General features: G+C 64.5%; 22 protein-coding genes, 1 tRNA gene and 1 riboswitch. Of the genes, 19 read left to right on the top strand and 4 right to left on the bottom strand.

Going from position 1 to position 25,123, the window contains the following annotated elements; genetic code table 11:
• From H2LOC_RS06045 to H2LOC_RS06035, 3 genes are all read right to left on the bottom strand, one after another.
• Positions 1-993 (bottom strand): fatty acid desaturase, encoded by a 993-nt coding sequence (locus tag H2LOC_RS06045; protein ID WP_136495571.1) that lies wholly within the window; start codon positions 991-993, stop codon positions 1-3.
• 33 nt (positions 994-1,026) lie between these two features.
• The gene (locus H2LOC_RS06040) at positions 1,027-2,166 is read right to left on the bottom strand and encodes a hypothetical protein (RefSeq protein WP_136495570.1); all 1,140 of its coding nucleotides are present in this window, start codon (positions 2,164-2,166) and stop codon (positions 1,027-1,029) included.
• A 183-nt stretch (positions 2,167-2,349) separates the two neighbouring features.
• Positions 2,350-3,588, bottom strand: coding sequence for an aminotransferase class I/II-fold pyridoxal phosphate-dependent enzyme (locus H2LOC_RS06035; RefSeq protein ID WP_136495569.1), 1,239 nt, complete (start codon positions 3,586-3,588; stop codon positions 2,350-2,352).
• 468 nt (positions 3,589-4,056) lie between these two features.
• On the opposite strand from H2LOC_RS06035, the gene H2LOC_RS06030 reads away from it, so the two are divergent.
• The 6 genes from H2LOC_RS06030 to H2LOC_RS06005 all read left to right on the top strand — a co-directional run bounded on the left by H2LOC_RS06030 (position 4,057) and on the right by H2LOC_RS06005 (position 10,971).
• Positions 4,057-4,132: transfer RNA gene (locus H2LOC_RS06030), tRNA-Ala, on the top strand.
• Between the two features lie 1,094 nt (positions 4,133-5,226).
• Complete coding sequence (locus H2LOC_RS06025) at positions 5,227-6,210, top strand: DUF2232 domain-containing protein (protein WP_162009703.1); 984 nt, start codon at positions 5,227-5,229, stop codon at positions 6,208-6,210.
• A 37-nt stretch (positions 6,211-6,247) separates the two neighbouring features.
• Entirely contained in the window at positions 6,248-6,814 is a 567-nt protein-coding gene (rplI, locus tag H2LOC_RS06020; RefSeq protein ID WP_136495567.1) for a 50S ribosomal protein L9, read from the top strand.
• A gap of 307 nt (positions 6,815-7,121) precedes the next feature.
• On the top strand, positions 7,122-8,630 hold the full coding sequence (locus H2LOC_RS06015; RefSeq protein ID WP_136495566.1) for a replicative DNA helicase: 1,509 nt from the start codon (positions 7,122-7,124) through the stop codon (positions 8,628-8,630).
• Between the two features lie 141 nt (positions 8,631-8,771).
• Complete coding sequence (locus H2LOC_RS06010) at positions 8,772-10,097, top strand: Nramp family divalent metal transporter (RefSeq protein ID WP_136495565.1); 1,326 nt, start codon at positions 8,772-8,774, stop codon at positions 10,095-10,097.
• Positions 10,098-10,185: 88 nt separating this feature from the next.
• Positions 10,186-10,971, top strand: a complete 786-nt coding sequence (locus H2LOC_RS06005) for a class I SAM-dependent methyltransferase (protein WP_136495564.1) — start codon at positions 10,186-10,188, stop codon at positions 10,969-10,971.
• Between the two features lie 26 nt (positions 10,972-10,997).
• Here H2LOC_RS06005 and cobO read toward each other — a convergent pair whose 3' ends face one another.
• Positions 10,998-11,612, bottom strand: a complete 615-nt coding sequence (gene cobO / locus H2LOC_RS06000) for a cob(I)yrinic acid a,c-diamide adenosyltransferase (RefSeq protein WP_136495563.1) — start codon at positions 11,610-11,612, stop codon at positions 10,998-11,000.
• A 179-nt stretch (positions 11,613-11,791) separates the two neighbouring features.
• On the opposite strand from cobO, the gene H2LOC_RS05995 reads away from it, so the two are divergent.
• The 13 genes from H2LOC_RS05995 to H2LOC_RS05940 all read left to right on the top strand — a co-directional run bounded on the left by H2LOC_RS05995 (position 11,792) and on the right by H2LOC_RS05940 (position 24,847).
• Entirely contained in the window at positions 11,792-12,031 is a 240-nt protein-coding gene (locus H2LOC_RS05995; protein ID WP_246207018.1) for a cysteine rich repeat-containing protein, read from the top strand.
• A 136-nt stretch (positions 12,032-12,167) separates the two neighbouring features.
• Positions 12,168-12,362: riboswitch (cobalamin riboswitch) on the top strand.
• Positions 12,363-12,392: 30 nt separating this feature from the next.
• Entirely contained in the window at positions 12,393-12,584 is a 192-nt protein-coding gene (locus tag H2LOC_RS05990; protein ID WP_136495562.1) for a CbtB domain-containing protein, read from the top strand.
• A 6-nt stretch (positions 12,585-12,590) separates the two neighbouring features.
• Positions 12,591-13,262 (top strand): CbtA family protein, encoded by a 672-nt coding sequence (locus tag H2LOC_RS05985; RefSeq protein ID WP_136495561.1) that lies wholly within the window; start codon positions 12,591-12,593, stop codon positions 13,260-13,262.
• Between the two features lie 122 nt (positions 13,263-13,384).
• Positions 13,385-14,416, top strand: a complete 1,032-nt coding sequence (gene cobW, locus H2LOC_RS05980; RefSeq protein ID WP_136495560.1) for a cobalamin biosynthesis protein CobW — start codon at positions 13,385-13,387, stop codon at positions 14,414-14,416.
• Between the two features lie 7 nt (positions 14,417-14,423).
• Positions 14,424-17,711, top strand: a complete 3,288-nt coding sequence (gene cobN / locus H2LOC_RS05975; RefSeq protein WP_136495559.1) for a cobaltochelatase subunit CobN — start codon at positions 14,424-14,426, stop codon at positions 17,709-17,711.
• On the top strand, positions 17,695-18,945 hold the full coding sequence (gene cobG, locus H2LOC_RS05970) for a precorrin-3B synthase (RefSeq protein WP_136495558.1): 1,251 nt from the start codon (positions 17,695-17,697) through the stop codon (positions 18,943-18,945). Before cobN ends, cobG begins: the two co-directional genes overlap by 17 nt.
• 28 nt (positions 18,946-18,973) lie before the next feature.
• Positions 18,974-19,606, top strand: a complete 633-nt coding sequence (locus H2LOC_RS05965) for a precorrin-8X methylmutase (protein WP_136495557.1) — start codon at positions 18,974-18,976, stop codon at positions 19,604-19,606.
• Positions 19,603-20,343: a precorrin-2 C(20)-methyltransferase gene (locus H2LOC_RS05960; RefSeq protein ID WP_136495556.1), complete on the top strand. Its 741-nt coding sequence runs from the start codon at positions 19,603-19,605 to the stop codon at positions 20,341-20,343. Before H2LOC_RS05965 ends, H2LOC_RS05960 begins: the two co-directional genes overlap by 4 nt.
• Positions 20,340-21,095 (top strand): precorrin-3B C(17)-methyltransferase, encoded by a 756-nt coding sequence (cobJ, locus tag H2LOC_RS21490; protein WP_202620534.1) that lies wholly within the window; start codon positions 20,340-20,342, stop codon positions 21,093-21,095. Before H2LOC_RS05960 ends, cobJ begins: the two co-directional genes overlap by 4 nt.
• Positions 21,092-22,288 (top strand): precorrin-6y C5,15-methyltransferase (decarboxylating) subunit CbiE, encoded by a 1,197-nt coding sequence (gene cbiE, locus H2LOC_RS05955; RefSeq protein ID WP_202620533.1) that lies wholly within the window; start codon positions 21,092-21,094, stop codon positions 22,286-22,288. The genes cobJ and cbiE overlap by 4 nt, the downstream gene beginning before the upstream one ends.
• A complete protein-coding gene (locus H2LOC_RS05950) occupies positions 22,267-22,686 on the top strand; it encodes a cobalamin biosynthesis protein (protein WP_136495554.1) in 420 nt (139 codons plus the stop codon). Before cbiE ends, H2LOC_RS05950 begins: the two co-directional genes overlap by 22 nt.
• The gene (cobM, locus tag H2LOC_RS05945) at positions 22,683-23,546 is read left to right on the top strand and encodes a precorrin-4 C(11)-methyltransferase (RefSeq protein WP_136495553.1); all 864 of its coding nucleotides are present in this window, start codon (positions 22,683-22,685) and stop codon (positions 23,544-23,546) included. Before H2LOC_RS05950 ends, cobM begins: the two co-directional genes overlap by 4 nt.
• Complete coding sequence (locus H2LOC_RS05940) at positions 23,543-24,847, top strand: cobyrinic acid a,c-diamide synthase CobB (protein WP_136495552.1); 1,305 nt, start codon at positions 23,543-23,545, stop codon at positions 24,845-24,847. Before cobM ends, H2LOC_RS05940 begins: the two co-directional genes overlap by 4 nt.
• Positions 24,848-25,123: the final 276 nt, after the last annotated feature.

The raw sequence follows: 25,123 nt of genomic DNA, 5'->3' as shown, positions 1-25,123 counted from the left end.
TCACTCCGCGGGTTGTGCGACGATTTCCGGCGCATGAGCCGCATGTTCGACATTTTCCGAGCGCGTGCTCAGCGAATATGCCGGATCGAAGATGAAGGTCGCAAGCAGCGCGACCCAGGATCTGTGGCAGGCGAGCCGGTCATAGAACTCCGGCGCCATCGCTTTCAATTCGGGCAGCCGCGACCACGGGATTTCGTGAAAGTCGTGATGCTCGTTGTGATAGCCGATATTGAGCGCGTATTTGTTCAGGGCGCCGTAGTAATCGAAAGTGCCCTGGTCCGGCCCGAAGGCGAAATGCTCCTGAAGCCAGCGGGCGCTCAAGGGGTGAAGTCCGCCGACCGAAAACCAGAACGACAGGAACAGATAGAGCAGGGCGTTGGCGCCGAAGGCCCACAGAACGAAGATGTCGAACGCGATGATTATGGCGATGTTGATATAGGTCCATTTGCCCATGATCGGCACGGTTCCCTTCAACCGCGACAGGCGGGCGAGCTGGATCGCCGGAAAGAAGAACAACCACAGCGCCTTGCGCCAGGAGCTGTTGCCGACGAACTCCACCTCCCAGCGACTCGGGACATCCGCATCGTAGTCATAGGCGGAGAGATGCGAGTGATGCTTGATGTGGTAGCAGCGAAAGCCCATCGCGGTGGGAAAGCCGTTGGAGAGGTCGGCCAGTATCGCGTTGAGCTTGTTGAGGAGATTGTTCTCGAACACGCAATTGTGGATCGAGTCGTGGATGATCACGAAATTGGCGTGGTTGGCGAAGGCCCCGACGCATATCGCAAAGAGCAGAGTCAACGGCCAATAGGCGAGTCCCAGCCAGCCGAGAAAAATGGCGATCGCCATCTGCCCGGCGAATATCGCCACGGTTATCTTGAAGGTCGTTATGTCGCGGCCGAAGAGGTCGCGGACCTGCGGATATTTCTCGAGGATGGCCTGCCGGCGCTCGACATGCGAGCGGTCGGCGCCCGCGCTGGTGACTGAGATCGTCATGTATATGCGTTTCCTACGGTATCCGGCCCCCGGTCAGAGGCGCTTTTCGTAAATGCGGTGGATCTTGTCGACTTTGCCGCCGAACATTTCGATCGGGCGGCGCATGGCCATGTTGTCCTCCAGCACCCAGCCGGCTTCGATCTTCTGGAGGTCTCTTCGGGAGGCGCGCCGCCGCAATTCCTCGACGATCGCCAGAAGTATCGCGCCGCCGGTGGCGCTGTTCTGCAGTTCCTTGCGGGTTCCGAGCAGCAAAATTCTGCCGGTCCGGTATTTGTGCTTGCGGAAGCGGGATATCAGCTTCCCCAGCCCGAACGGCAGCAGGCGTCCGTCGAGATCGTCGACGATCTCGAAAAGATTGGGGAGGGCGACCGCGAAGGACTTGGGTTCTCCGTCGAGCTCGACGACCAGCGTGAAGTCCGGCGGCGTGGCGAAGGCGAGCGCGTCCGCGATCGAGTCGAACTCGGCCTTGGTGAAGGGAACGAAGCCCCAATTGTCGCGCCAGCCGTCGTTGAAGAGATCCGACATCATCTGCGTTTCGCCCTTCTTGAGACGATCGAAGTCGATCTCGCGGATCTTCAGCCGGTCCTTCCATTCGGGGCGATTTGCGATTCGCGCCGGCTTGTTCAAGTCCTCGGGGTTCATCTCGATCATATAAGAGACGAGATCGCGCGCTTTCGTATAGCCGAGCGCCTCGACGTGACGGCTGAGATAGGGCGGATGCCAGGGCGTGAGGAACATCGGGGTCGCCTCGAAGCCCTCGATCAGCATGCCGCATTCGCCGTTGATCGTGGGAGAAAACGGACCGTTGATCCGGTCGGCCCCGCGGGCCTTCAGCCATTGTTCGGCGGCCTGCGTCAGCGCGCGCACGACCTCGATGTCGTCCACCGCGTCGAGCGAGCCGAATTGGAAGCGCGAGGAGCCCACCGGGGCATATTCCGGCTTGTAGACCTGCGCCAGTATCCGCCCGACCCACTTTCCGTCGCGCCGGGCCAGAAATTCCTGCGCCTCGACCAGCTTGAAATGCGGATTGAGCATGTGGCCGTGCAGCGTCCAGCGTTCGACGTCGAGCGGCGGAGCGAAGCCCTTCGCGCCTGCATAGAGCAGACGCGGAAGCTTATTGTAGGTCAGGAAGTGCGCGAGACCTTTCGCCGGCAGGACTTCGATTTGCGCCATTGTGAAACCCTAATGCTGTTCGGTTGCGATAAAAGGCGTCATAACGACGCGGCTGGAGCGCACTCCGCAAAAGGCCCGCGAGCCAGTGCGGAATGCGCTCCAGCGCTGTGATACGTCGCAGTTTTTACCGCTTGCACGAAAAAATGCGAAGCAAAAAGGGCCACGCCGTTTCCGGGGAGTTCGTCACGCCCCCGCCATGGCGGCCGCGACGATTCTGTGCGCCTCTTCCGAAACCGGAGGCATGTTCTTCAGCGCCGCGATGACGCCCCGGATTTCGTCTTCGGTGTGGTTGGCGGAAATGAAGAAACGCAGCCGCGGCTGGTCCTTGGGGACGCCAATCTGAACGATGGGCGGGACATAGAAACCCTGTTCGAGCAGATGCTGCGAGGCCCACATGGTCTCGACGCTGTCCTGGAACAGAATCGGCACCACGCCGCGGCCGATGGCGGGGCCCGTGGAGAGGCCGGCGGCATGGGCGGTGTCGCGGAAGAATTCGGCGTTGCGCGCGAGCTTGCCGATTCTCCAGGATTCGTCCTCCTGCATCAGCTTGAGCGCCGTGCGCGCCGAGGTCAGAATCACCGGGGAGAGGCCGACGCTGTAGACGAAACCGGGCAGGGTGTAGCGGAACCACTCGATCACCTGCTTGCGGCCGCAGACATAGCCGCCGCAGGAGGCCAGGGTCTTGGACATGGTGCCGACGACGAGATCGATTCGCGACGGATCGACGCCCTGGTGTTCGGCGAGCCCCCGGCCGGTGGCGCCGAGCACGCCGAGCGAATGCGCTTCGTCCAGCAGCAGCCAGACCTGGTGCTTCTCCTTGATGTCGAGCAGGCGCGGCAGGTCGGCGGTGTCGCCGTCCATGCTGTAGATGCCTTCCGCGACCACCAGCACATGGCGGAATTCTTCGCGCCTCTTGTGGAGAATATGTTCGAGATGCTCGAGGTCGTTGTGGCGGAACTTGATGACCTCCGCGTCGGAGGCGTCGGTCCCGGCGACGATGCTGTTATGGGCCAGTTCGTCGATGATGATCGCGTCGCGCTTGCCCATCAGCCAGGAGATGGTGCTGACATTGGCGAGATAGCCGGAGACCAGCGTAAGCGCGCTCTCGAAGCCGAGGAACTTGGCGATTTCGGCCTCGAAGGCCTTATGCGTGCTGCGCTCGCCGCCGACGAGGCGGGAGGCGAGGGCGCCGACGCCCAGAGTGTCGAGCTCGCGCTTGGCCTCCGCGATGATTCGAGGGTGGTTGGCGAGGCCGAGATAGTCGTAGTTCGCGAAGCTGACGAAATGCTTGCCAGCCGATTCCATCTCTTTCTTCAGCTTGTCGATCTGAGCGAAGAACGGGTCGGAGAATTCGAGCAGAGCGTTGCCCGCGAAACGGAACCTGCGCGCAGCGTAGTCCGAGAGGCTTCTATGCTTGGTCACTTAATTTGTCGCCCTAGGATATAGGCGCGCGGCGGCGCCGGCTTGGTCAAAGACGATGGGCGTCCGGAGCCTGTCCGGCGCGACTTTCCATCCGCCTTCCGGCGAGAAAGATACGCGCCCGCGGGGCGACCCGCCCGGGGAATGAACGCGTTCCTTAGCCCCTTATGCGCCCGCGCGCCAGTGCGGCGCTTTTTTCGGGCCGATCGGGTGGAGGGCGCTGTTCCCGCTCCTCGATGGGAAGAATCGCGGCGACGCGCGAGACGGGAGGATTTTCCGCGCTTTTCGGCTTTGGCGCGAGGGGGAGGAAAGCGCTTTTCGCCCGGTGGCGCCGGGCTTTTTCGTGGAGCCGTGAACTATTTTTCACAACGGGCTTGCGGTCCTCCGCCGGCTCGACTATACACCCCTTCATCGAGACCGGCCGCGCCGGTCGCGGAACCGGACTTGACCCAAAAAGCCGGTAAAAACAGTGGGGCCATAGCTCAGTTGGGAGAGCGCTTCAATGGCATTGAAGAGGTCGTCGGTTCGATTCCGTCTGGCTCCACCAAGCAAAATCAAACATATCGACCAAAAGCGCAACGCGTTGAAGGCTATTCCCACAAGGCGTAGCAGCAACGCACGTTGACGCGGGCGTCATCGCGAGGAGCGCTGCGACGCGGCGATCCACCGGGATTGATGCGGCTGAGCATCGTTTCGCTATCGGGGTTCCGGCTGACTGCGGAAATCCCGATCGACGCAGCGGAAGAATCATTTTCGTTTTTGAAAAATAGCAGGCCGATTGCGCCACTTTTCCTTTCGATGGGAGTTCTATTGACAGGCTGCCATCTTGGAGGCGTGCATGGAACGTCGTGAATTTCTGAAATTGCTTTGCTTGGGAACCTGCGCTTCGCTAGCCGCACAACCGGCTAAAGCGCTCACCGCGGCGGCAATGATAAACCGGGCCGAGCCCGAGTCGGCGCCGGATCCGGCCGTTGCTACCGAAAGGGATATGGACCAAGCAAGAATCGAAGAGGCCTACTATGGTCATTGGTGCCGGGTGAACCGGCGGCACTATAGGCGCGTGAGTCGGCGGGTCTATCGTCGGCATCATTATTATTACTGATCAACGCCACAGGGAGACGGCCGGGATTTGGCGTGCTGCCTGACGCCGCGAGGAAAATTCGGCAATCTTAAAGATCCAAGGTGGTTTGCCCGGCTGGAGTAGGCGATAGCGTTGTCGTCGGCGAATCGAGATGACGCCCCCTTCGCCTCCCGCTCAAGCGGGGCGATCGGGTCAAGGGCTATTACCCTACCCTTGAGGGGGAGGGTCGCCGCGAAGCGGCGGGGTCGGGTGGTTTTCCGCCCTATTTTGCGCCTTTTACCCCCCACCCGATCTGCTTCGCCGATCGACCTCCCCGCCAAGGGGAGGTATTCGCCCCACATCGAAAGGTTCCGTCCTCCAACCAATCGCCCAGCTTCGCCTCCCGCCCAAGCTTGCGTCCCGGACGGACTCGGCTTAAAAGCAGGCCGCGCCGTCGGGATGGGCCCGTCAGGGCGCTTTTTTTGCTTGCGCGTCACGAGCGCGCTTTCCGCTTTGACCAGACCGGGGCGGAAACCCGCTCGCGGCGCGTTTCGAGAGACAGAACCGGGATCTCCGCCGCCGTGCCCGACAGAAGCGTCTACAACTGGACCAATATCGGGATTTCGATCTGCGGCGGCCTGGCTGCCGCGGCTGTTTTCGCAGTTCTGACCAAGGGCACATTGGCGGGCCTCGCGCTCGCCCATCTCGCGCCGCTGCCCATCGTGATCGTCGCTCTGGGGCTCGGCGTGCGCCACGGCGCCAGCGCCGCCATCGTCGGAACCATCGCGCTCTCTTTCTGGCCCCACTATCTCTTCGGCATGGCCTATGGCCTGCTGGTCGCCCTGCCGGCATGGCTCGGCTGCTATGCTGCTGCGGGCGCTCCCTGGGGGCGCCGCGATCTGCTGAGCGTCAATCTCTCCGCCTGGGCCGTGACCGCCATCAGCGTCGCGATCATCGGCGCCCTCGTTCTCTTCCTTTCTCTCGCCTATTTTTCGCACGGGGCGATAGACCAGCCGCTCGCCTATGTGCAGGGGCAGTTCTATTTCACGCTCGATCAGATGATGAAGGAGCGCAAGCCCGGGGAAGGGGGACCTACCGCCGAGGAGCTGACCCGTTTCGTCAAGCTCTACCTGCCGGCGGTCTTCGCGACCTATGCTCTGCTGCTCCAATGTTTCAATCTGTGGGCGGGCGCGCGCCTGACGCAGATTTCGGGAATGCTCAAGCTGCAATGGCCGGACATCGCGGCGGACTTCCGTCTGCCGCGCGCCGTCGCCGTCCTGTTTGCGCTCGCGACCGGCCTCAGCTTCATGGGCGGCTTCCTCGGCGCCGCGGCGCTGGTCGCCGCCTCGGTTCTCGGAATGGCGCTCGGGTTTCAGGGATTGGCCGTGGCGCATTTCTGGGTTCGCGGATCGAAGTCGGGAACGCTGACGCTCGCGATCCTCTACTTTTTCCTCGGCTTGCTGGGCTTGCCGATGATTCTCCTCACGCTGCTCGGCCTCGCCGACACGGCGCTGCGTTTTCGCGAGCGAAAATCCGTCGCGCCCCGGCCGGCCGACAGCCCCTGACCATCCCAAGAAACAACTGAACTCCTGGAGAAGAACAATGGAAGTCATTTTGCTCGAACGCGTGGCCAAGCTGGGCCAGATGGGCGACACGGTGCGCGTGCGCGACGGTTACGCCCGCAATTTCCTGCTCGCCCGCAAGAAGGCGCTGCGCGCCACCGAGGCGAACAAGAAGCACTTCGAAAGCCAGCGCGCCCAGATCGAGGCCAATAACCTCACCCTGAAGAAGGAAGCCGAGGCCATCGCCGAGAAGCTCGAGGGCCAGACCTTCATCGTGATTCGCCAGGCGGGCGAGAGCGGCCATCTCTACGGTTCGGTCGCGACGCGCGACATCGCCGAGGCCGCCACGGCCGGCGGCTTTACGCTCGATCGCAACCAGATCGTGCTGGTGCATCCGATCAAGGCGCTCGGACTGCACAATGTTCCGGTTCACCTGCATCCCGAGGTGGACGTCAAGATCGTCGTCAATGTGGCGCGTTCGGAGGAAGAAGCCGAGCGTCAGGCGCGCGGCGAATCCACCGTAGAGGCGCGCGAGCATGCTTCGATGGACGATCTGGGCCTCGAGGTCGGCGCCGCTCTCGCGGAAGCGGGCGACGTCGAACTCTAAGACCCGGCTACTCCTTCAAAAAATCCCGGCGGGCCCGACTCGCCGGGATTTTTTGTCCCGCCGGTCTTTTGCACGCAAGGGGTTCCAGGAATCCTCAGGCAAGCGTTTTTGCGTTTTTCATGAAAATTATTTGTCGAGCATGTGAATAAGACTCATAACGCTCTCCAACCCTGCAAGCTTAGCCGAAACTTAATTTATCGCCGTTGCGATCCCGCCTCGGTTCGTGCGAAGCTCCGCTCGTCCTTGAAAGGCCTCCGCGTCGCGTCAGCAGGCTTTCCGGGACGCCAACTCAAAAACCCGAGAAACGATGCCCGCAATCGAATCCTTGCCGGGCCGGCGCCTCTATCAGGTCGTCGAGCCTCAGGAAAGCAATCTGCGCGTCCCGCCGCACAATATCGAGGCCGAGCAGGCTCTGCTGGGAGCGCTGCTGGTCAATAACGACGCCTACGACCGGGTCTCGGATTTCCTGCGTCCAGAGCATTTTTCCGAGGAATTGCATCGGCGGATCTACGATGTCTGCGGCCAGCTCATCCGCGCGGGCAAGCTCGCAACCGTCGTGACGCTCAAGACCTATCTCGGCGGCATCGAGCTCCCCGAGGGCGTGACCATGCAAGGCTATCTTGCGCGGCTCGCCGCTGAAGCCACCACGATCATCAACGCCGAGGACTACGGCCGCACCATCCATGATCTCGCGGTGCGTCGCAATCTCATCAGCATCGGCGAGGAGGTGGTCAACGCCGCCTATGATTCTCCGGTCGATTCCTCTCCGCGCCAGCAGATCGAGGAGGCGGAGCGCAGGCTTTACGCCATTGCGGAGACCGGCCGCTACGACGGTGGTTTTCAGCGCTTCTCCGACGCGCTCGTCACCGCCATCGACATGGCCAACAGCGCCTATCAGCGCGACGGTCATCTCTCGGGCCTGGCGACGGGACTGATCGACCTCGACGAGAAAATGGGCGGGCTGCAGAAATCCGATCTCATCATCGTCGCGGGCCGCCCAGGCATGGGCAAGACGGCGCTCGCCACCAATATCGCTTTCAACATCGCGAAAGCCTATCAGTTCGAGACCGAGCCGGACGGCTCCCACAAGACCGTAAACGGGGGAATAGTTGGATTTTTCTCGCTGGAAATGTCGGCCGAACAATTGGCGACGCGCATCATCGCCGAACAGGCCGGAGTTCCCGGCTACAAGATCCGCCGCGGCGACATCACAGAAGAGGATTTCCGCCGCATTACCGACGCCGCGCGCGAGATGCAGAGCATCCCGTTCTATATCGACCAGAGCGGCGGCATTTCCATCGCTCAGCTCACCGCCCGCGCAAGACGCCTGAAGCGCCAAAGGGGGCTCGATCTGCTGGTGGTCGACTATCTGCAGCTGCTTGCCGGCTCCCGGGCGCGCTCGGACAACCGCGTGCAGGAACTCACCGAAATCACCACCGGCATGAAGGCGCTAGCCAAGGAGCTTTCCGTGCCGATCATTGCGCTGTCGCAGCTTTCACGACAGGTGGAATCGAGAGACGACAAGCGTCCGCAATTGTCCGACCTGCGCGAATCCGGCTCCATCGAGCAGGACGCCGACGTGGTGCTCTTTGTTTATCGCGAGGAATACTATCTTAAGAATCGGCAGCCCCGCGAGGGCACCGAAGAGCATATCGCCTGGCTGGCGGAAATGGAGCGCGCTCATGGACGCGCCGAGGCGATCATCGGCAAGCAGCGCCACGGACCGACGGGAACGGTCCAGCTCGCCTTCGAGGGCGAGATCACGCGCTTCTCGAACCTTGCCGAAGAGGATCAGCTTCCCGCGCAGATCGGATAGACGCGCCGTCATCCGGCAGGGGCGGCTTTTGCCTGCGGGCGCGGCGCGATTGTTGCGGGGGACGGAAAGGCGCGGCCAAGCCGCCACATTGCGCTGCTTTCGGCGCAGATGCTAAAAGGCCCCGCTTTTCTGGAGGAATTGATGACGCCCGCCGCGCCGCCGCCAGCCTGTTCGATCCCGCGCGAGCCGGGGGACTTGCGAGGGTCCATTCTGATTGCGCCCGGCGGCTCGTCGTTTCGCCGGCTACTCGTTTTTCTCGGGCCGGGCTATCTCGTCGCCACCGGCTACATGGACCCCGGCAATTGGGCGACAGCGCTCGCGGGCGGGTCCAAATACGGCGCGGCGCTGCTCTTCGTGGCGGTGCTCTCCAGCCTCATGGCCGTGGTGCTGCAGGCCCTGGCCGCAAGGCTCGGCCTGGGCGCAGGGCTGGATCTCGCGCAGGCGTGCCGGGTGCATTTTCCCCGCCCGGTCGGGGTTGGGCTGTGGCTGGTGGCCGAGGCCGCCATTCTCGCCACCGACCTCGCGGAAATCATCGGCACGGCGATCGGGCTGCAGCTGCTGTTCGGCCTGCCGCTCGCCGGCGGCATCGTCGTCACCCTGCTGGACACTTTTCTGGTGCTCGCCTTCGAGCGTGCCGGCTTTCGTAAAATCGAACTCTTCGTCGTCGCGCTTCTGGGGCTGATCGCGATTTCTTTCTCGGCGCAGCTCGCCATGGCGAATGTCGATTTCGCCTATGTCGCAAAAGGTCTTCTCCCGACCCCGGAATTTTTCTCCGATCCCGAGATGCTTTATCTGGGCCTCGGCATTCTGGGCGCCACGGTGATGCCGCATAATCTCTTTCTGCACTCCTATATCGTGCAGACCAGAGCCGTAGGCGCCTCCCGCGGGGAGAAATCCGAGGCGATCCGCTTCGCGGTCATCGACAGCACCATTGCGCTGCTGTTCGCGCTGCTGATCAACGGCGCCATCCTGGTGCTGGCGGCTTCGGTGTTTTTCGCCAGCGGACACAAGGAGGTGGCCGAGCTCGGCGAGGCCTACCGCCTTATAACGCCTCTGCTCGGGGCGCCGATGGCGTCGACGCTTTTCGCCGTGGCGCTGATCGCCTGCGGGCTGAATTCCACGGTCACGGCCACTCTCGCGGGGCAGGTGGTGATGGAAGGCTTCCTGCGCCTGCGCCTGAAGCCGGCGACCCGAAGATTCGTCACGCGGCTGATAGCCATAGCGCCGGCGGTGGCGATCACGCTCTACTATGGAGAATCGGCGACAGGGCGTCTTCTGGTGGCGAGTCAGGTGGTCCTGAGCCTCGCCTTGCCTTTCGCGGTTCTGCCTCTGCTTTGGTTCACCTCGTCGCGGCGTGTCATGGGCGAATTTGTCGCGCCGCACTTCCTCACCATGCTCGCAGGAGTCATCGCCGCCGCGATCGTCGTTCTCAACGCCAAGCTCGTCTATGACGCGGTTGCGGGCTGAAACGCCGGGCTGCTTGCTTTTATCGCCCTCTTATTAAACAACGTCTGCCGTCGCATTGGAAAAGCGAAACTGGAGCCCGTTCAGCCGGATGTTGCCGCATTTTGTCCAAAGGACCTACAGCCGCCTCAAGCGCAATCTCTGGCAATTGCCGCTCACCGGCGCGCCGGGGCCTTTCCGCAGCGAGGCGAAAAGGGACGGCGATCTGGCGGCGGAAATCGCGGCCTATGAAAAATCCGCCGGGCTCGCCCATGGCGCGGGTTCGCTGCCCTTGCGGACCTTGCTGCGCATCGAGCAACTGCTCCCCGAGGGGGAGGTCAGCTCCGTCGAAACCGGCTGTGGGAAGTCGACGATCTTCTTTTCCCGGATTTCCAAAAAGCACCGGGTCTTTTGTCTCGACGACCGCGACGCCGGCGCGTCGTCGAGCGTCGGCTATTTCATGGATTGCCCGGCCACCCGGATGGAGGCCGTCGACGTCGTGTTCGGCCCGACCCAGGCGACGCTGCCCCTGTTCAAAGGCCACGAGCCTTATGATATCGTCATGATCGACGGGCCCCACGGGTTCCCTTTTCCCGAACTCGAATATTATTATTTTTACCCGCATCTGAAGCAGGACGGGCTGCTCGTTCTCGACGACATCCACATCGCGACCATCGGGCGCCTCGCCGATTTCATCGCGGAAGATCGCATGTTCGAACTGGTCGAATGCATCGGCGCCACCGCGATATTCCGGCGCACCGCGGCTCCGACCTTCGATCCCTTCGGCGACGGCTGGTGGGAGCAGGGGTTCAACCGCCGCCGCGCCGACTTCAACAAACATGTCCATCTTTTGGACGGCAAGCGCAGGAAGCCGTTTTCATTCGAGGGGCGGTTTTAGGTGGGGCCTGACGCCTCAACGAAAGGCTAAAACTCGATCCCCTCCTGCGCCTTCACGCCGCCGGCGAAATGGTGCTTGACCAGGGTCATTTCGGTCACGAGGTCGGCGGCGTCGAGCATTTCCTGCTTGGCGTTCCGGCCCGTGACGACGACATGCAGATCGTCGCGCCGGGCCCGCAGCGCGGCGATCACTTCCTCCAGCGGCAGGTGCTCGTATCGTAGCGCTATGTTCAGCTCGTCGAGCACCAGAAGACGAATATCGGGGTCCGCCATCAGTTCCTGCGTCTTGGCCCAGGCGCGGCGGGCCGCGGCCTCGTCGCGGGCGCGGTCTTGGGTCTCCCAGGTGAACCCTTCGCCGAGCGTGTGCCAGGAGACGAGATCCTCGCCGAGCCGTTCCAGCATGGAGCGCTCGCCGCTCCGCCACGCGCCCTTGCCGAACTGTACCACGCCGATTTTCCAGCCATGGCCGAGCGCCCGCAGCGCGAGGCCGAAAGCCGCGGTCGATTTGCCCTTGCCGGGGCCGGTGTGGACCATGAGCAGGCCTTTCGAGTCGATCGGCTTGCTCGCCACCTCGGCGTCCTGGACCGCCTTGCGCTTTTCCATTTTGGCGCGGTGACGCTGTGCTGCTGCTTCATCCGTCATGGGTCGTTCGCCCGATAGCTCGACGACGCTGCGCGCCGTATCAATTGCCGATTTCTATTTCATAGCGATGGGGTGAAGGTCCTTCACCTTATTGCACTGCTTTTCCTGCATCCGGCTTGATGAACCGGCTTCGCAGGGTAAACTCGCAAGCGTGGCCGACAAATAGGGGAGGGCCGTCCATGAATGTCAAAAATTTGGCGCTGGCGATTGTTTCCTTGGCGTATTTCGTTTCGCCCGCAGGGGCGCAGGAGGCGCGCGAGGCTCTGATCAAATATTGCAAAGCGGATGTCGAGAGGCTTTGCGCCGGGGTCGAGCCGGGCGGCGGCCGGATCATCAAATGCCTCAAGGAGCATAAGGAAGAGATGAGCGTCGGCTGCGCCGAGGCGCTGATGAAGATCAAATCGGAGATGGGAAAATAAGGGGCTCCTCCCGCCGGTGCGCATCGGCTCCAACTCCGGCCTCGCATCGGTTCGCGGCGCCTGCCGTGGATGGCCGGGCCGAGCCCGGCCAGGGCGGAAGCGCGAACAGCTTTCGTTTGACGCAGCTTCTGTACGCGCCTAAGACCTTTGTGACGGTTCTTCGCAAGAAGTGAAAAGGGAACGCGGTGAGGAGCGATCCAATCCCGCGGCTGCCCCCGCAACTGTGACCGGAGAGGCCGCGCCATCAGCCACTGGAGCTTCGGCTCTCCGGGAAGGCGGCGCACTCCAAAGACCCGGGAGCCAGGAGACCTGCCGTCAGAGCTGAAATTATCGCCGCCGGTGGGGCGGCAGGGAGACGATCATGATTCATTCTCACCTTTCCAGCGTCGCCGGCCTCCATGTTTCCGCCAAGCGGATCGAAGCGATCAAAGCCGCTTTCGTCGCCCTGTTCGTCGGCGCGGGCCTGGTCTATTTCGCCGGTTTCTCCGGCGCCGAGGCGGCCCATAACGCCGCTCACGACACGCGTCATTCACTTTCCTTTCCCTGTCACTAAAGCAGCGTGATACAGCGCGTCCTGGCGATTGGTCTAATCGCCGGGCTTGTCGCAGGGCTTGCGATCGCGGCGCTGCAACATGTCACCACGACGCCGTTGATTCTCGCGGCGGAGGTCTATGAGACCGCGCAGCACGGCCATGAGGCGGACGAGGGCTGGAAGCCCGCGGAAGGCATTCAGCGCACTGCGGCGACCAGCGTCGCCGACGTTGCAGCGGCCTCCGGCTACGCCCTAGTCCTGATCGGCCTGATGCTGGCGGCGGGCGAGGCCATCGAGCCGAGACGTGCAGTCGCCTGGGCCGCCTGCGGATTCGCCTCCACCGGGCTTGCCACGGCGCTGGGGCTGGCGCCTCAATTGCCGGGAGCAGCCGAGACCGACGTGGTCATGCGGCAGATCTGGTGGGTCGGCGCCGCCGCCGCGACCGGCGCAGGGCTTTTTCTGTTGTTCCGGTCAGAAAAGCTGGCGGCCATGTCGCTCGGCGCAGCCTTGATCCTTGCGCCCCATATCGTCGGCGCGCCCAAGCCGGCCGTTCCGCAAAGCACGGTTCCGGCGGAGCTCGCCGCGCGCTTTGCGGCGTCTTCGCTGGCCGTCCATGCTGCGATGTGGATTCTGACCGGCTTTGTGGTCGGTGTGCTATGGCGCGAGTTTTCCGCAAGGGGGCGTGGAACGGCGTCTTAGGGCGCATTCCGCAAAAGTTGACGGACTTTTGCGGACAGAATGCTCTCAAACCCCAGGATGTGGCGCGATTTCTTTCCGCTCGAACGATGCCGTTCCAGCGGAAAAGGCGCTAAAGAGGCAAAATGAGCGCGAAAATTCCCGCCACGATCATCACGGGCTTCCTCGGCGCCGGCAAGACCACACTGATCCGCCATCTGCTGGAGACGACGCGGGACCGTCGCCTCGCGCTCATCATCAACGAGTTCGGCGACGTCGGCGTCGATGGCGAAATCCTGCGCGCCTGCGGCGTGGAGAATTGCCCGGAAGAAAACATCGTCGAGCTCGCCAACGGATGCCTCTGCTGCACCGTCGCAGACGATTTCGCACCCGCGATCGAGGCGTTGCTGGCGCATGACAATCCGCCCGAGCACATCATCATCGAGACCTCGGGCCTCGCGCTGCCTAAGCCTCTGGTCAAGGCTTTCGACTGGCCGGCGATACGTTCGCGCCTGACGGTGGACGGCGTCATCGCGGTCGTCGACGGCCGCGCCGTAGCCGAGGGGCGTTTCGCCGACGACCTCGAAGCCATCGCCGCGGAGCGCGCGCAGACCGAGACCATCGACCACGACAATCCTCTCGAAGAAGTATTCGAGGATCAGCTCGCCTGCGCCGATCTCATCGTCCTCAACAAGATAGATCTTCTCGACGCCGATGAAGACGCGGCGGTGATGGCGACCCTGGCCAATGGAACGCCGCGCGGCGTCAAGGTGCTGCGCGCGCGTCATGGCGCGGTCGATTCGCGAGCTGCGCTCGGGCTTTCCGCCGCCGCCGAGGACGATCTCGCCAATCGGCCGTCGCATCATGACGCGCTCGATGAGCACGACCACGAGGATTTCGAAAGCTTCGTCGTGGAAATCGCCGCGGCGCAAGATGCTGCCGGGCTGGTGGCGAGGCTCGCGGAAGTCTCCGCGGCGCATGACGTGTTGCGCATAAAGGGCTTTGCGGAAGTCGTCGGCAAGCCCATGCGCCTGCTGGTGCAGGGGGTGGGCCCGCGGTTTCAGCATCAGTTCGACCGGCCCTGGGGTTTGGGAGAACGACGCTCCAGCCGGCTGGTGGTGATCGGGCGCAAGGGCCTCGACCGCGAGGCGATCGTCGCAGCGCTCGCGACGCGTTAGCTGCGCCATGCATCTGCTCGCCCGCGATCTTCACGGTCTCGACGACGCAGATTCTGCGGTCGATCTCGAGCAGACGCCCGCCGACGTCGTGTTCCTGTCCTTTTCGGATTCGGAGCTGCGCCAGATCGCGCGCCTGCATGAACAGGCCTTTACAGACGGCTTCACGCTCCGTTGCGCGCCGCTCGCGCTGCTGAAGCATCCCTATTCGGTCGACCTTTACGTCGAGAAAGTCGCGCGCCGGGCGCGGCTGGTGGCGGTTCGGCTGCTCGGCGGCAAGGACTATTGGCCTTACGGCGTCGAGCAGCTCGCCGCCGCCGCACGCGCCCATGGGTTTTTGCTCGCCATCGCGCCGGGAGACAATCTCGCCGATGCGCGGCTCGCCGAGGCCTCGACGGTCTCAGCCGAAGATTGCGCGCGCATTTGGGCCTATTTCCAGGACGGCGGTTCCGAGAATTTGAAGAACTTTCTCGCCTTCGCTTCGAGCCTGATCGGACGCCATTCGATCTGGCTCGAGCCGGCGCCGCTCCCCAATGCGGGTTATTGCCTCGCCGCGCGCCGGGATGCGCCGGCGGGCGCTGCGCGAGCGCTGATCGCGCTCTATCGTTCGGTCTATCTCGCCGACGACATCGCTCCGATTGTTTCATTGGCGGACGCGCTCGCTTCCCGAGGGTTCGGGGTCGAGGCGGTTTTCGTCGCGAGCCTCAAGGATCAAGCCAGCGCGAGCTTTCTTAAAGAGGCGATCGAGGCGTTCCGGCCCGACGTGGTGGTAAACACGACGGCCTTCTCCGCGCGGGGCGCGCTCGGTTCCCCGCTCGATCTCGCCGACGCTCCCGTGATGCAGGCCGCGCTGGCGACGTCTACACGAGAGGCCTGGGCGGCCTCTAAGCGCGGCGCCAATGGGGCGGACCTCGCGATGAACATTGTTCTGCCGGAGGTCGACGGGCGGATTTTCGCCGGCGCCATATCCTTCAAGGCCAAGGCGGAAACGCGGGCGCAGAGCGAATTCGTCGAAATGGGGCACAGGCCCGAGCCCTCGCAGATCCAACATGTAGCCGATCTCGCCTCCAACTGGGCCGCGCTGAGGCGCAAGGGCAACGCCGAAAAAAGCTTAGGGTTGATTCTGTCGGATTATCCGGCGCGGCGGGGCAGGGGCGGCTACGCCATCGGGCTCGACGCCCCGGCGAGCGTCGCCGCCATCGCACAGGCCTTGCGCGGCGCCGGCTACGGTCTCGGCCCGCTGCCGCAAGAGCTCATGCCGGCGCTCGAGAACGGAGTTCACGAAGGGCGGCTTGCGCTTGGCGATTACCGCAGCTTTTTCGAGGAATTGCCGAAAGACTTCGCCGCCGGCGTAATCGGCGCATGGGGCGAACCGGAGGACGATCCCTCCTTCCGCGACGGCGCGTTCCATTTTTCCTGTATCGAGGCCGGCAGGCTCGTCGTCGCTCTGCAACCCGACCGCGGCGCGCGGGCCGAGCGTCGCGAGACCTATCACGACGCCGAGGCTGCGCCGCGCCATTCCTATTTGGCCTTTTATCTCTGGCTGCGCCATATCAGAAAAATCGACGCGCTGATCCATCTCGGCACCCATGGCACGCTGGAGTGGCTGCCGGGAAAATCCACCATGCTTTCGGCAGATTGCGCGCCGCAGGCCGTGCTGGGGCCGACGCCTTTGATCTATCCTTTCATCGTCAACGATCCCGGCGAGGCGGCGCAGGCCAAACGCCGTTCCGCCGCGGTGACGATCGGCCATTTGACGCCGCCGCTGGAGCGCGCGGAGCTCTACGACGACGCCGCGCGCATCGAGAACATGCTCGATGAATATTCCAACGCGGCCTCGCTCGATCCGCGCCGCGCAAAGCTCATCGCCGGCGCCATTCTGGACGAAGCCGAGCGTTGCGGCCTCGCCGGGGAATCCGGCGTCTCGAAAGGTTCGGATGCGGCCGAGGCTCTGGCGCGGCTCGACGCCTGGCTCTGCGACATAAAGGAAATGCGCATCGGCGACGGGCTGCACATATTCGGCGCGGCCGGAAGCGGAAGCGATTCCTTGCGCAAGGCCTGCGCTACTGCGGAAATCTCCGCTCTGCTGCGCGCGCTCGAAGGGCGGTTCGTCGAGCCGGGCCCTGCCGGCGCGCCGGCGCGCGGGCGCAAGGATGTGCTGCCGACCGGGCGCAATCTCTTCTGCATCGACCCGCGCCATGCGCCGACCAGAACGGCCTATGATATCGGCCGCCGCGCTGCGGCCGAGGTGATGACGCGCCATGCGCAGGAGCATGGCGAATGGCCGCGTTCGATCATGCTCGACCTCTGGGGGAGCGCCACCATTCGCACCGGCGGCGAGGATTTCGCGCAGGCGCTCGCCTTGCTCGGCGTCATGCCCTTGTGGGACAGCGCAACCGCCCGCGTGAGCGGCTTCGAGATCGAGCCGCTGTCGAAGCGCGACTTTCCGCGCGTCGACGTCACTCTTCACATATCGGGCCTGTTTCGGGACATGTTTCCCGGGCTCATCGGCTTGTTCCACGACGCGGTGAATGCTGTCGCCGCGCTCGATGAAGACGAAGAATCCAATCCGCTCGCCAGGCACGAAGGCGCCGCGGTGGAGCGTATCTTCGGAGTCGCCCAAGGAGCCTATGGCCTTGGGCTGAACGAGGCGATTTCCCGGGGGGAATGGGCTGCGCGCGAGGAATTGGGGCAGGCGTTTCTTTCTGCCGGGGGCAACGCCTATGATCGCCTGGGCGAAGCCAGGCCGGCGCGAGAGCAGTTCGCAGCGCGGGTCGCTGGCGCCGACGCGCTCGTGCATGTTCAGGACATGGCGGAAGTAGATGTCCTCAGCGGCCCCGCCTTCGCAGAGTTCGAGGGCGGCTTCGCCGCGGCCAACAGCGCCTTGGGCGGCAAGGCGGCGATAACCCATCTCGACGCGACGCGGCCCGAGCGGACCGTCGCTCGTCCGCTCGATCGGGAAATCGCCCGGGCGCTTCGGGCGCGCGCCGCCAATCCGCGCTGGATCGAGGGGCAAATGCGCCACGGCCACCGCGGCGCGGCGGAGATTGCTGAAACCATCGACAATATCTTCGCCTTCAGCGCGCTGGGCGATTTCGTGAGCGATGCGCAATTCGATCTCGTCTTCGACGCCACGCTCGGCGTCGAGGCCGTGCGCGATTTTCTGCAACGCGAGAATCCCCGCGCCTATGAGGCGATTGTTCGCGTTTTCGAAGAAGCTCTGCGGCGCGGACTTTGGCGCAGCCGGCGCAACAGCGTGCATCTTTTGATGGAGCGGACCGATGCGCAGCGCGCCTGAAATCAAAGGCTGGTGTCCAGGAGCGCTGGCGCCGATGGAGAGCGGCGACGGTCTGCTCATGCGCGCCAAGATCATCGGCTCGAGACTGACCTTGCGCCAGTTGCGCGAGATCGCCGCCATAGCGACGGACTGCGGCAATGGCCTCATCGACCTTTCGCAGCGCGCCCAGCTTCAGATGCGGGGCGTGAGCCCGGCGACGAGCCATGAGGCGCAACAGCGCCTGAAGGCGATCGGCCTGCTGGCGGCGGACGCCGCAGCAGAAAGCGTCATGAATGTCATGGCCTCGCCGATCCGGGGCAGGGACATCGACGCCAACGAAATCGCGTCGCAGCTCGCGCGCGCCATCGAGCAGGATCAGGCGCTTCGCGCCTTGCCGGGGAAATTTCTTTTCCTCGTCGACGACGGCGGGCCGCTGGGATTGGCCGATATCGAAGCCGATGTGAGGCTCGAAGCGAAGGGCGAGGAGATAGCGATACTCGTCGCCGGAGCGCGCGACATTGCCGTCGTTCTCCCCGCCAGTGAGGCTGTCGGCGCGGCGATCGCGCTGGCGCGGGCTTTCGTCTCGCTGCGGGCGGAGCGGCGTTTCGAATGGCGCCGCATGCGCGCCGTGACGCAAGCCCTCGGCGCCCCGGCGATATTCGGCGCCGCCGGGCTGGAGGCCGAAGCCTATCGCACGCTCACGACCGCGACGCCGATCGACCGGGCTCTCGGGGCGCAGAATGCGGGCGGGGCTTTCTTTGCCGGCGTCGCCGCGCCCTTCGGCCGCTGGCGCGCGGAAGATATGGCTCGCCTCGCCGAAACGCTGGGCCAGGAAGGCGCCGAGGAACTGCGGCCGACGCCGTGGCGGGCCATGCTGGCGCTCACGCCCTCGGCGCAATCAGCCGGGCGCATCGCCGAGGCGGCTCAGCAGATCGGGTTGATCGTGGATCCCAAGGACGCCCGGCTCGCCGTGGTCGCATGTCCCGGCGCGCCGGAATGTCCGCAAGCCCACGGCCCGACCCGTACCGACGCCGAGCGTCTTGCGCCGCTCGCCGCCAGATTGGGAGCAGGGGCGGTCGGCCTGCATATTTCCGGCTGCGCCAAGGGCTGCGCCATGCTTTCGCCGGCGCCGGCCGCTTTGCTGGTTCGTGAAGGCGGCTACGATCTGATATTCGACGGCCGCGCCGATGCGAAGCCTTTCGCCGTCAATCTATCTTTGGCAGAAGTCGAGCAAGCGCTCGCCGCTCGTTCGTAAACACTCTAACGCCGAAAAAGGAGACGCCATGTCCGGCGCGCTGGACTATATCCGCGACGGGGCCGAAATTTACCGGCATTCCTTCGCCATCATCCGCTCGGAGGCGCGTCTGGAGCGCTTCAGCCCGGCGGAAGAGCGCGTCGCCGTGAGGATCATCCACGCATGCGGCATGACCGAGGTGGCGCAGGACATCGAATTTGCGCCGGGCGTCGTGGAAACCGCGCAGACGGCCCTGCGCGCCGGCGCGCCCATTTTCTGTGACGCCAATATGGTGGCCTATGGCGTAACCCGCGCAAGGCTGCCGGCGGCCAATGAGGTGATCTGCACGCTCGCCGACCCGCAGGTTCCGGCGCTTGCGCAAAAGACCGGAAACACCCGGAGCGCCGCGGCGCTCGAACTCTGGCGCGAGCGTATGGGCGGGGCGGTGGTCGCTATCGGCAATGCGCCGACGGCGTTGTTCCGACTGCTCGAAATGCTGAGGGAAGGCGCGCCGATGCCGGCTGCGATCATCGGCATGCCCGTGGGCTTCGTCGGCGCCGCCGAATCCAAGGAAGCGTTGGAGGCCTATGGCCGCGCCCCTTTCATTGTGGTCCAGGGCCGCAAGGGCGGCAGCGCGATGGCGGCGGCGGCGATCAATGCGCTGGCGAGCGAAAAGGAATGAACGGCTTGCAGAATAGCGGGGTGCTTTACGGCGTCGGGCTCGGCCCCGGCGATCCGGAGCTCGTGACGATGAAGGCCGTGCGTCTGATCGGCGCCGCGCCGGTCGTGGCCTATTTCGCCAAACAGGGGCGGGAAAGCCACGCGCGCAGGATCGCGCGCGATTATCTGCGGCCCGGCTGCGAGGAGATGCCGCTCGCCTATCCGATGACGACGGAGCGTCCTTTCTATCAGCCTGAGTATATCGACGCCCTGCGGGGATTTTACGTCGAGAGCGCCGAGCGAGTGGCCGCGATCCTGGCTCAGGGGCGCGACGTCGCGCTGCTGTGCGAAGGAGATCCCATGCTCTATGGCTCCTTCATGCATATCTTCATTCGGCTGAAGGATCGTTTCCGCGCCGAGATTTGCGCCGGCGTCTCCGGCATGTCGGGCTGTTTCGCGGCTGCAATGCAGCCGATGACGTGGGGCGACGACGTTCTGACCGTCGCGCCCGCTACGCTCGACGAAGAGGCTTTGGCCGAGCGGCTCGCGGGCGCCGACGCCGCGGTGATCATGAAGCTCGGCGGCAACTTCCCCAAGCTCCGCCGCGTGCTGATCAGGCTCGGCCTCGCCGAGCGCGCGATCTATGTCGAACGCGGAACCATGGCGGATCAGAAGATCATGCCCTTCACCGAAAAGGGCGACGATTCGGCGCCCTATTTTTCCATGGTGCTTTGTCCCGGCGCCGGGAGGAGGCCATGAGCCTCGGGCGTCTTTACGTCATCGGTCTCGGCCCCGGAGACGCAGGCTATCTGACCCATGACGTCGCCGCCGCGCTCGCCGAGGCTCAGGACGTCATAGGCTATGCGCCCTATGTCGCCCGCGTGCCGGACCGGGAAGGCCGGACCAAAATCGCCAGCGAGAATCGGGTGGAGCTCGATCGCGCGCGGGAAGCCCTGTCGCGCGCATCGAAGGGGCGGGTAGTCGCGGTCGTCTCGGGAGGCGATCCCGGCGTCTTCGCCATGGCCGCAGCCGTGTTCGAAGCGGTCGACGAGGGCGATCCCGCCTGGCGCGCGCTCGATATCGTCGTTCTTCCGGGAATCTCCGCCATGCAGGCGGCGGCGGCCCGGCTCGGCGCGCCGCTGGGCCAGGATTTCTGCGTCCTCTCGCTTTCCGACAATCTCAAATCATGGGGAACAATCGCCAACCGGCTGGAATGCGCGGCGCGAGGGGATTTCGTCATCGCGATCTACAATCCGGCATCGCGCTCGCGCCCTCAGACCATAATCGACGCCTTCGCCCTGCTGCGCGGTCTGCTGAACGGAGAAACCATTGTGGTCTTCGCCAAATCGGTCGGCCGCCCGGAAGAAAGGCTGATCGTGACCAGTCTCGCCGAGGCGGATCTCGCCCAAGTGGACATGTCGACGCTCGTCATCGTCGGCGCGCAGGGGACAAAGCTGATCCAGCGCGAAACAGGCGCGCCCATCGTCTACAGCTCGCGGAAATCGCGGTGACGACGGCCCCCTGGCTTTCGCTGATCGGAATAGGCGAGGACGGCGAGCTTTCTTCCGCCGCGCGGGCTCTGATCGACGCTGCGGCGAGCATCTTCGGCGGCGCCCGGCATCTCGATCTGGCGGGACCGACGAAAGGCGAAAAGGTCAAATGGCCTTCGCCTTTTTCGATCGACGGCCTGCTGGCCCGGCGTGGCCGTCCTACGGCGGTTCTCGCCTCGGGCGATCCGTTTTTCTACGGCGTCGGCGCTTCGATCGCGGCGCTTGTCCCGCCAGAGGAAATCTTCTGCCTGCCGGCGCCGTCGGCCTTCTCGCTCGCTGCGGCGCGGCTTTGCTGGAGCCAGCAGGATTGCGCCCTGCTGTCGCTGCATGGCCGCGCCCTGGAGCGCATCGCGCCCCATTTGCAGCCGGGTCGCCGCCTGATTGCGCTGTCGTGGGACGAGACGACGCCCGGCCGCGTCGCCGAGCTTCTCTCTAGCCTCGGCTTCGGCCGGTCCATCATTCATGTGCTGGAGAATCTCGGCGGGCCGAGAGAACGGGTTCGCGCCGCGCAGGCCGAAGGTTTTTCGCTTCAGGACACAGGCCCGCTCAACACGATCGGGATCGAGCTGGTCGCGGCGCCGGGCGCGCGGGCGATAGCGCTGACGCCGGGGCTGCCGGACGACTGGTTCGAGCATGACGGGCAAATCACCAAGCGCGACATTCGCGCGGTGACGCTTTCGGCGCTGGCCCCCCGCAAAGGCGAAATCCTTTGGGACATCGGCGCCGGCTCGGGCTCCATCGGCATAGAGTGGTTGCTGGCCGATCCCGCCAATCGCGCCGTCGCGCTGGAGCAAGACCCCGAACGCGCTGCGCGCGCGGCCCGCAATGCGGCGAACCTCGGCGTTCCCGATCTTCAGGTCATAACCGCTCGCGCGCCCGAGGGGCTGGTGGGGCTTCCTCCGCCCGACGCCATCTTCATCGGCGGCGGCGCCAGTGCACCCGTGATCGAGGCCGCCTGGAGCGCTCTTCCCCGCTACGGCCGCATCGTGGTCAACGCAGTTACGCTGGAGACGCAGGCCCTGCTGACGCAGGCGTTTCGCGATCACGGCGGCGAGCTTGTTCACGTCCAAATCGCGAAAGCGCGGCCGGTCGGGCGCTTCACCGCGCTCGACCCGGCGATGCCGGTTCTGCAATGGCGGGCCGCGAAGACGTGACGTGGGTTTACGCCTTCGGCGTCGGGGCGAGGCCGGGCGCCGATCCCGACGCGCTTGTCGCGCTGCTTCGCGAGATCGCCGCAAGTCATGGGCTCGACTTGAAAAAAGCGATCCTTGCGACCATGGACGCGCGTGAGAATGAAGCCGGGATTCACGCAGCCGCAAAAATTCTGGAGATGAAGCTGTTGTTTTTGCCGATAGAAAGCCTGCAAAGGCGAAACGCCGACGGGTTCACGCGCTCTTTGCGGGTTGTTGAGCTGTTCGGCGTCGGCAGCATCGCCGAAACCGCCGCGCTCGCCGGGGCGGGAGAGGGAAGCCGATTGCTGGCGCCGAGGACGGTCGCCGGCGCGCTGACTTGCGCCATTGCGCGCGGAACGTCGAAAGGCGCAGAAAAATGACGGTGCATTTCATCGGCGCCGGTCCCGGAGCCGCCGATCTCCTGACGCTGCGGGGACGCGACCTCATCGCCGCCTCGCCCGTGTGTCTCTACGCCGGTTCGCTGGTGCCGATGGGCGTGCTCGCCCATTGCCCGCCCGGGGCCAGAATAATCGACACCGCGCCGCTGTCGCTCGACGCCATCATCGACGAAATCGCGGCCGCCCATGCGGGAGGGCTCGACGTCGCGCGGCTGCATTCGGGGGATCTTTCGATCTGGAGCGCCTGCGGCGAGCAGATGCGTCGTCTCGACCGGCTCGGCATTCCCTATACGATGACGCCGGGAGTGCCTTCCTTTTCCGCCGCCAGCGCCGCGCTGCGCAGGGAGCTGACCCTCCCGGAGGTGGCGCAGTCGCTGGTCCTCACCCGCACCAGCGGCCGGGCTTCGGCTATGCCGCCGACCGAGACGCTGAGCGTCTTCGCCCAGGCGCACGCGACCATGGCGATCCATCTTTCGATTCACGTGCTGGATCGCGTCGTCTCCGAGCTGACGCCTTTCTACGGCGCGGATTGCCCTGTCGCTATCGTGTTCCGCGCGTCCTGGCCGGACGAGCGCGTCATTCGCGGAACGCTGTCGACCATCGAGGCGCTGGCGGCGCAATCTCCGATGGAGCGGACCGCGCTTATCCTCGTCGGGCCAGCGCTCGGCGCGGAGGATTTCCGCGAAAGCGCGCTGTACGACGCGGGTTACGATCGCAGATTCAGGCCCGGAGGGTTTTCGAGCGAAGTGGATGCCGGTTCGCGTGAAGAAAACTCGACTAATCGAGGAATTCCAGAGAATTTGCGGGTCGAAATCTCTGGGGACGGCGGAGAGAGCGTTTGAGCGCTCCGGGGCTCGTCATCGCCGCGGTGCGTTCCGGCTCGGGCAAGACGACCGTCGCGCTCGGCCTCATGCGCGCCCTGACGCGGCGGGGAATGCGCGTCGGCGCGGCCAAATGCGGGCCGGATTACATCGACCCCGCGTTCCACGCGGTCGCGACCGGGCGCCAAAGCCTCAATCTCGACAGCTGGACCATGGCGCCGGAGCTCGTCGAGCGGCTTGCGGGACTGGCCGGAGCGCAGGCGGATATCGTCGTCGCGGAAGGGGCGATGGGCCTGTTCGACGGCGCGCCCAATCCTCCCGGACGCAGCGGGGCCTCCGCCGATATAGCCGCCGCAATGGGCTGGCCGGTGGTGCTGGTCCATGACGTTTCCGGCCAGGGCCAGACCGCCGCGGCGATCGTTCGCGGCGTCGCGGCGCATGATCCGCGACTCAAGCTCGCGGGCGCAGTGTTGAACAAGGTCGCCTCCGAGCGGCACAGGAAGCTCGCCGGCGAGGCGATCGAGGCGCTGGGCGTCCCGGTGCTGGGAGCGCTTGCACGGGACGCCGGCGTCATTCTGCCCGAGCGTCATCTGGGGCTGGTTCAGGCGAGGGAGACCTCGGGCCTCGACGCCATGCTGGATGCGCTGGCCGACAGGGTGGAGGCCGGCCTGGACATCGAAGCGCTTTGCGCCGCCGCCGCGGGCGGAGCCGCCGCATCCGGCAGAAGCTCGTCGGGCCTGCGGCCTCCCGGACAGCGCATCGCAGTGGCGCAGGACGAAGCCTTTTCATTTTTCTATCCGCATCTGGCTCTGGACTGGCGGGCCTTGGGCGCGGAACTCGTGTTTTTCTCGCCTCTCGCCGACGAGCCGCCGCCGCCCCAATGCGACGTCTGCTGGCTCCCCGGCGGCTATCCCGAGCTTCACGCCGGCCGCATCGCCGGGGCGCAGTGTTTTCTTTCCGGCCTGCGCCGCTTTGCTCAGACACGCCCGGTTCACGGCGAATGCGGCGGATACATGGTCCTCGGGCGCGGCCTCGTCGACGCCGAGGGCGTTCGCCACGCCATGGCGGGCCTGCTCGAATTGGAAACCAGTTTTTCGCAGCGCAAACTCAATTTGGGCTATCGAAGAGCCCGATTGTCCGCAGATCACCGTCTGGGCGCGGCGGGTGCCGACCTTTTCGGCCATGAGTTTCATTATGCGACGATTTTGCGCGAGGAGGGCGCGCCTTTCGCCTTTGTTTGCGACGCTTATTCGGAGCGCGAGAGCCCCGCGGGCCTCAGGGCCGGCGATGTGTCGGGCTCGTTTTTCCACGCAATCGCTTGAACAAAAAAAGGGGCCGCCGGATCACCAGCGGCCCAAGTCAAGGGAGGAAACGCCCAAGGAGGGCTACGAAGCAAGAGCAATCTCGCTGCGATGCACTCAATCTAATGCTGCGGCGCACAACAGTCAAGGCTTTTTTCGAGAATGTGAAGTTTTTTGGACAGCGGCTCTCCCGAGTAGAGGCCGAAAACCGACAAAACATCAGAAATCCCGAACGCTTCGGTTCGCCTTATGCATGGCGGAATCGGGTTTGACAAGAGTCAAATTTGCTAAAGATCA

The organism is Methylocystis heyeri, assembly GCF_004802635.2.
GTDB lineage: Bacteria > Pseudomonadota > Alphaproteobacteria > Rhizobiales > Beijerinckiaceae > Methylocystis > Methylocystis heyeri.
The sequence above is the reverse complement of the archived record's forward strand: the minus strand, read 5'-3'. Positions and strand labels throughout refer to the sequence as shown.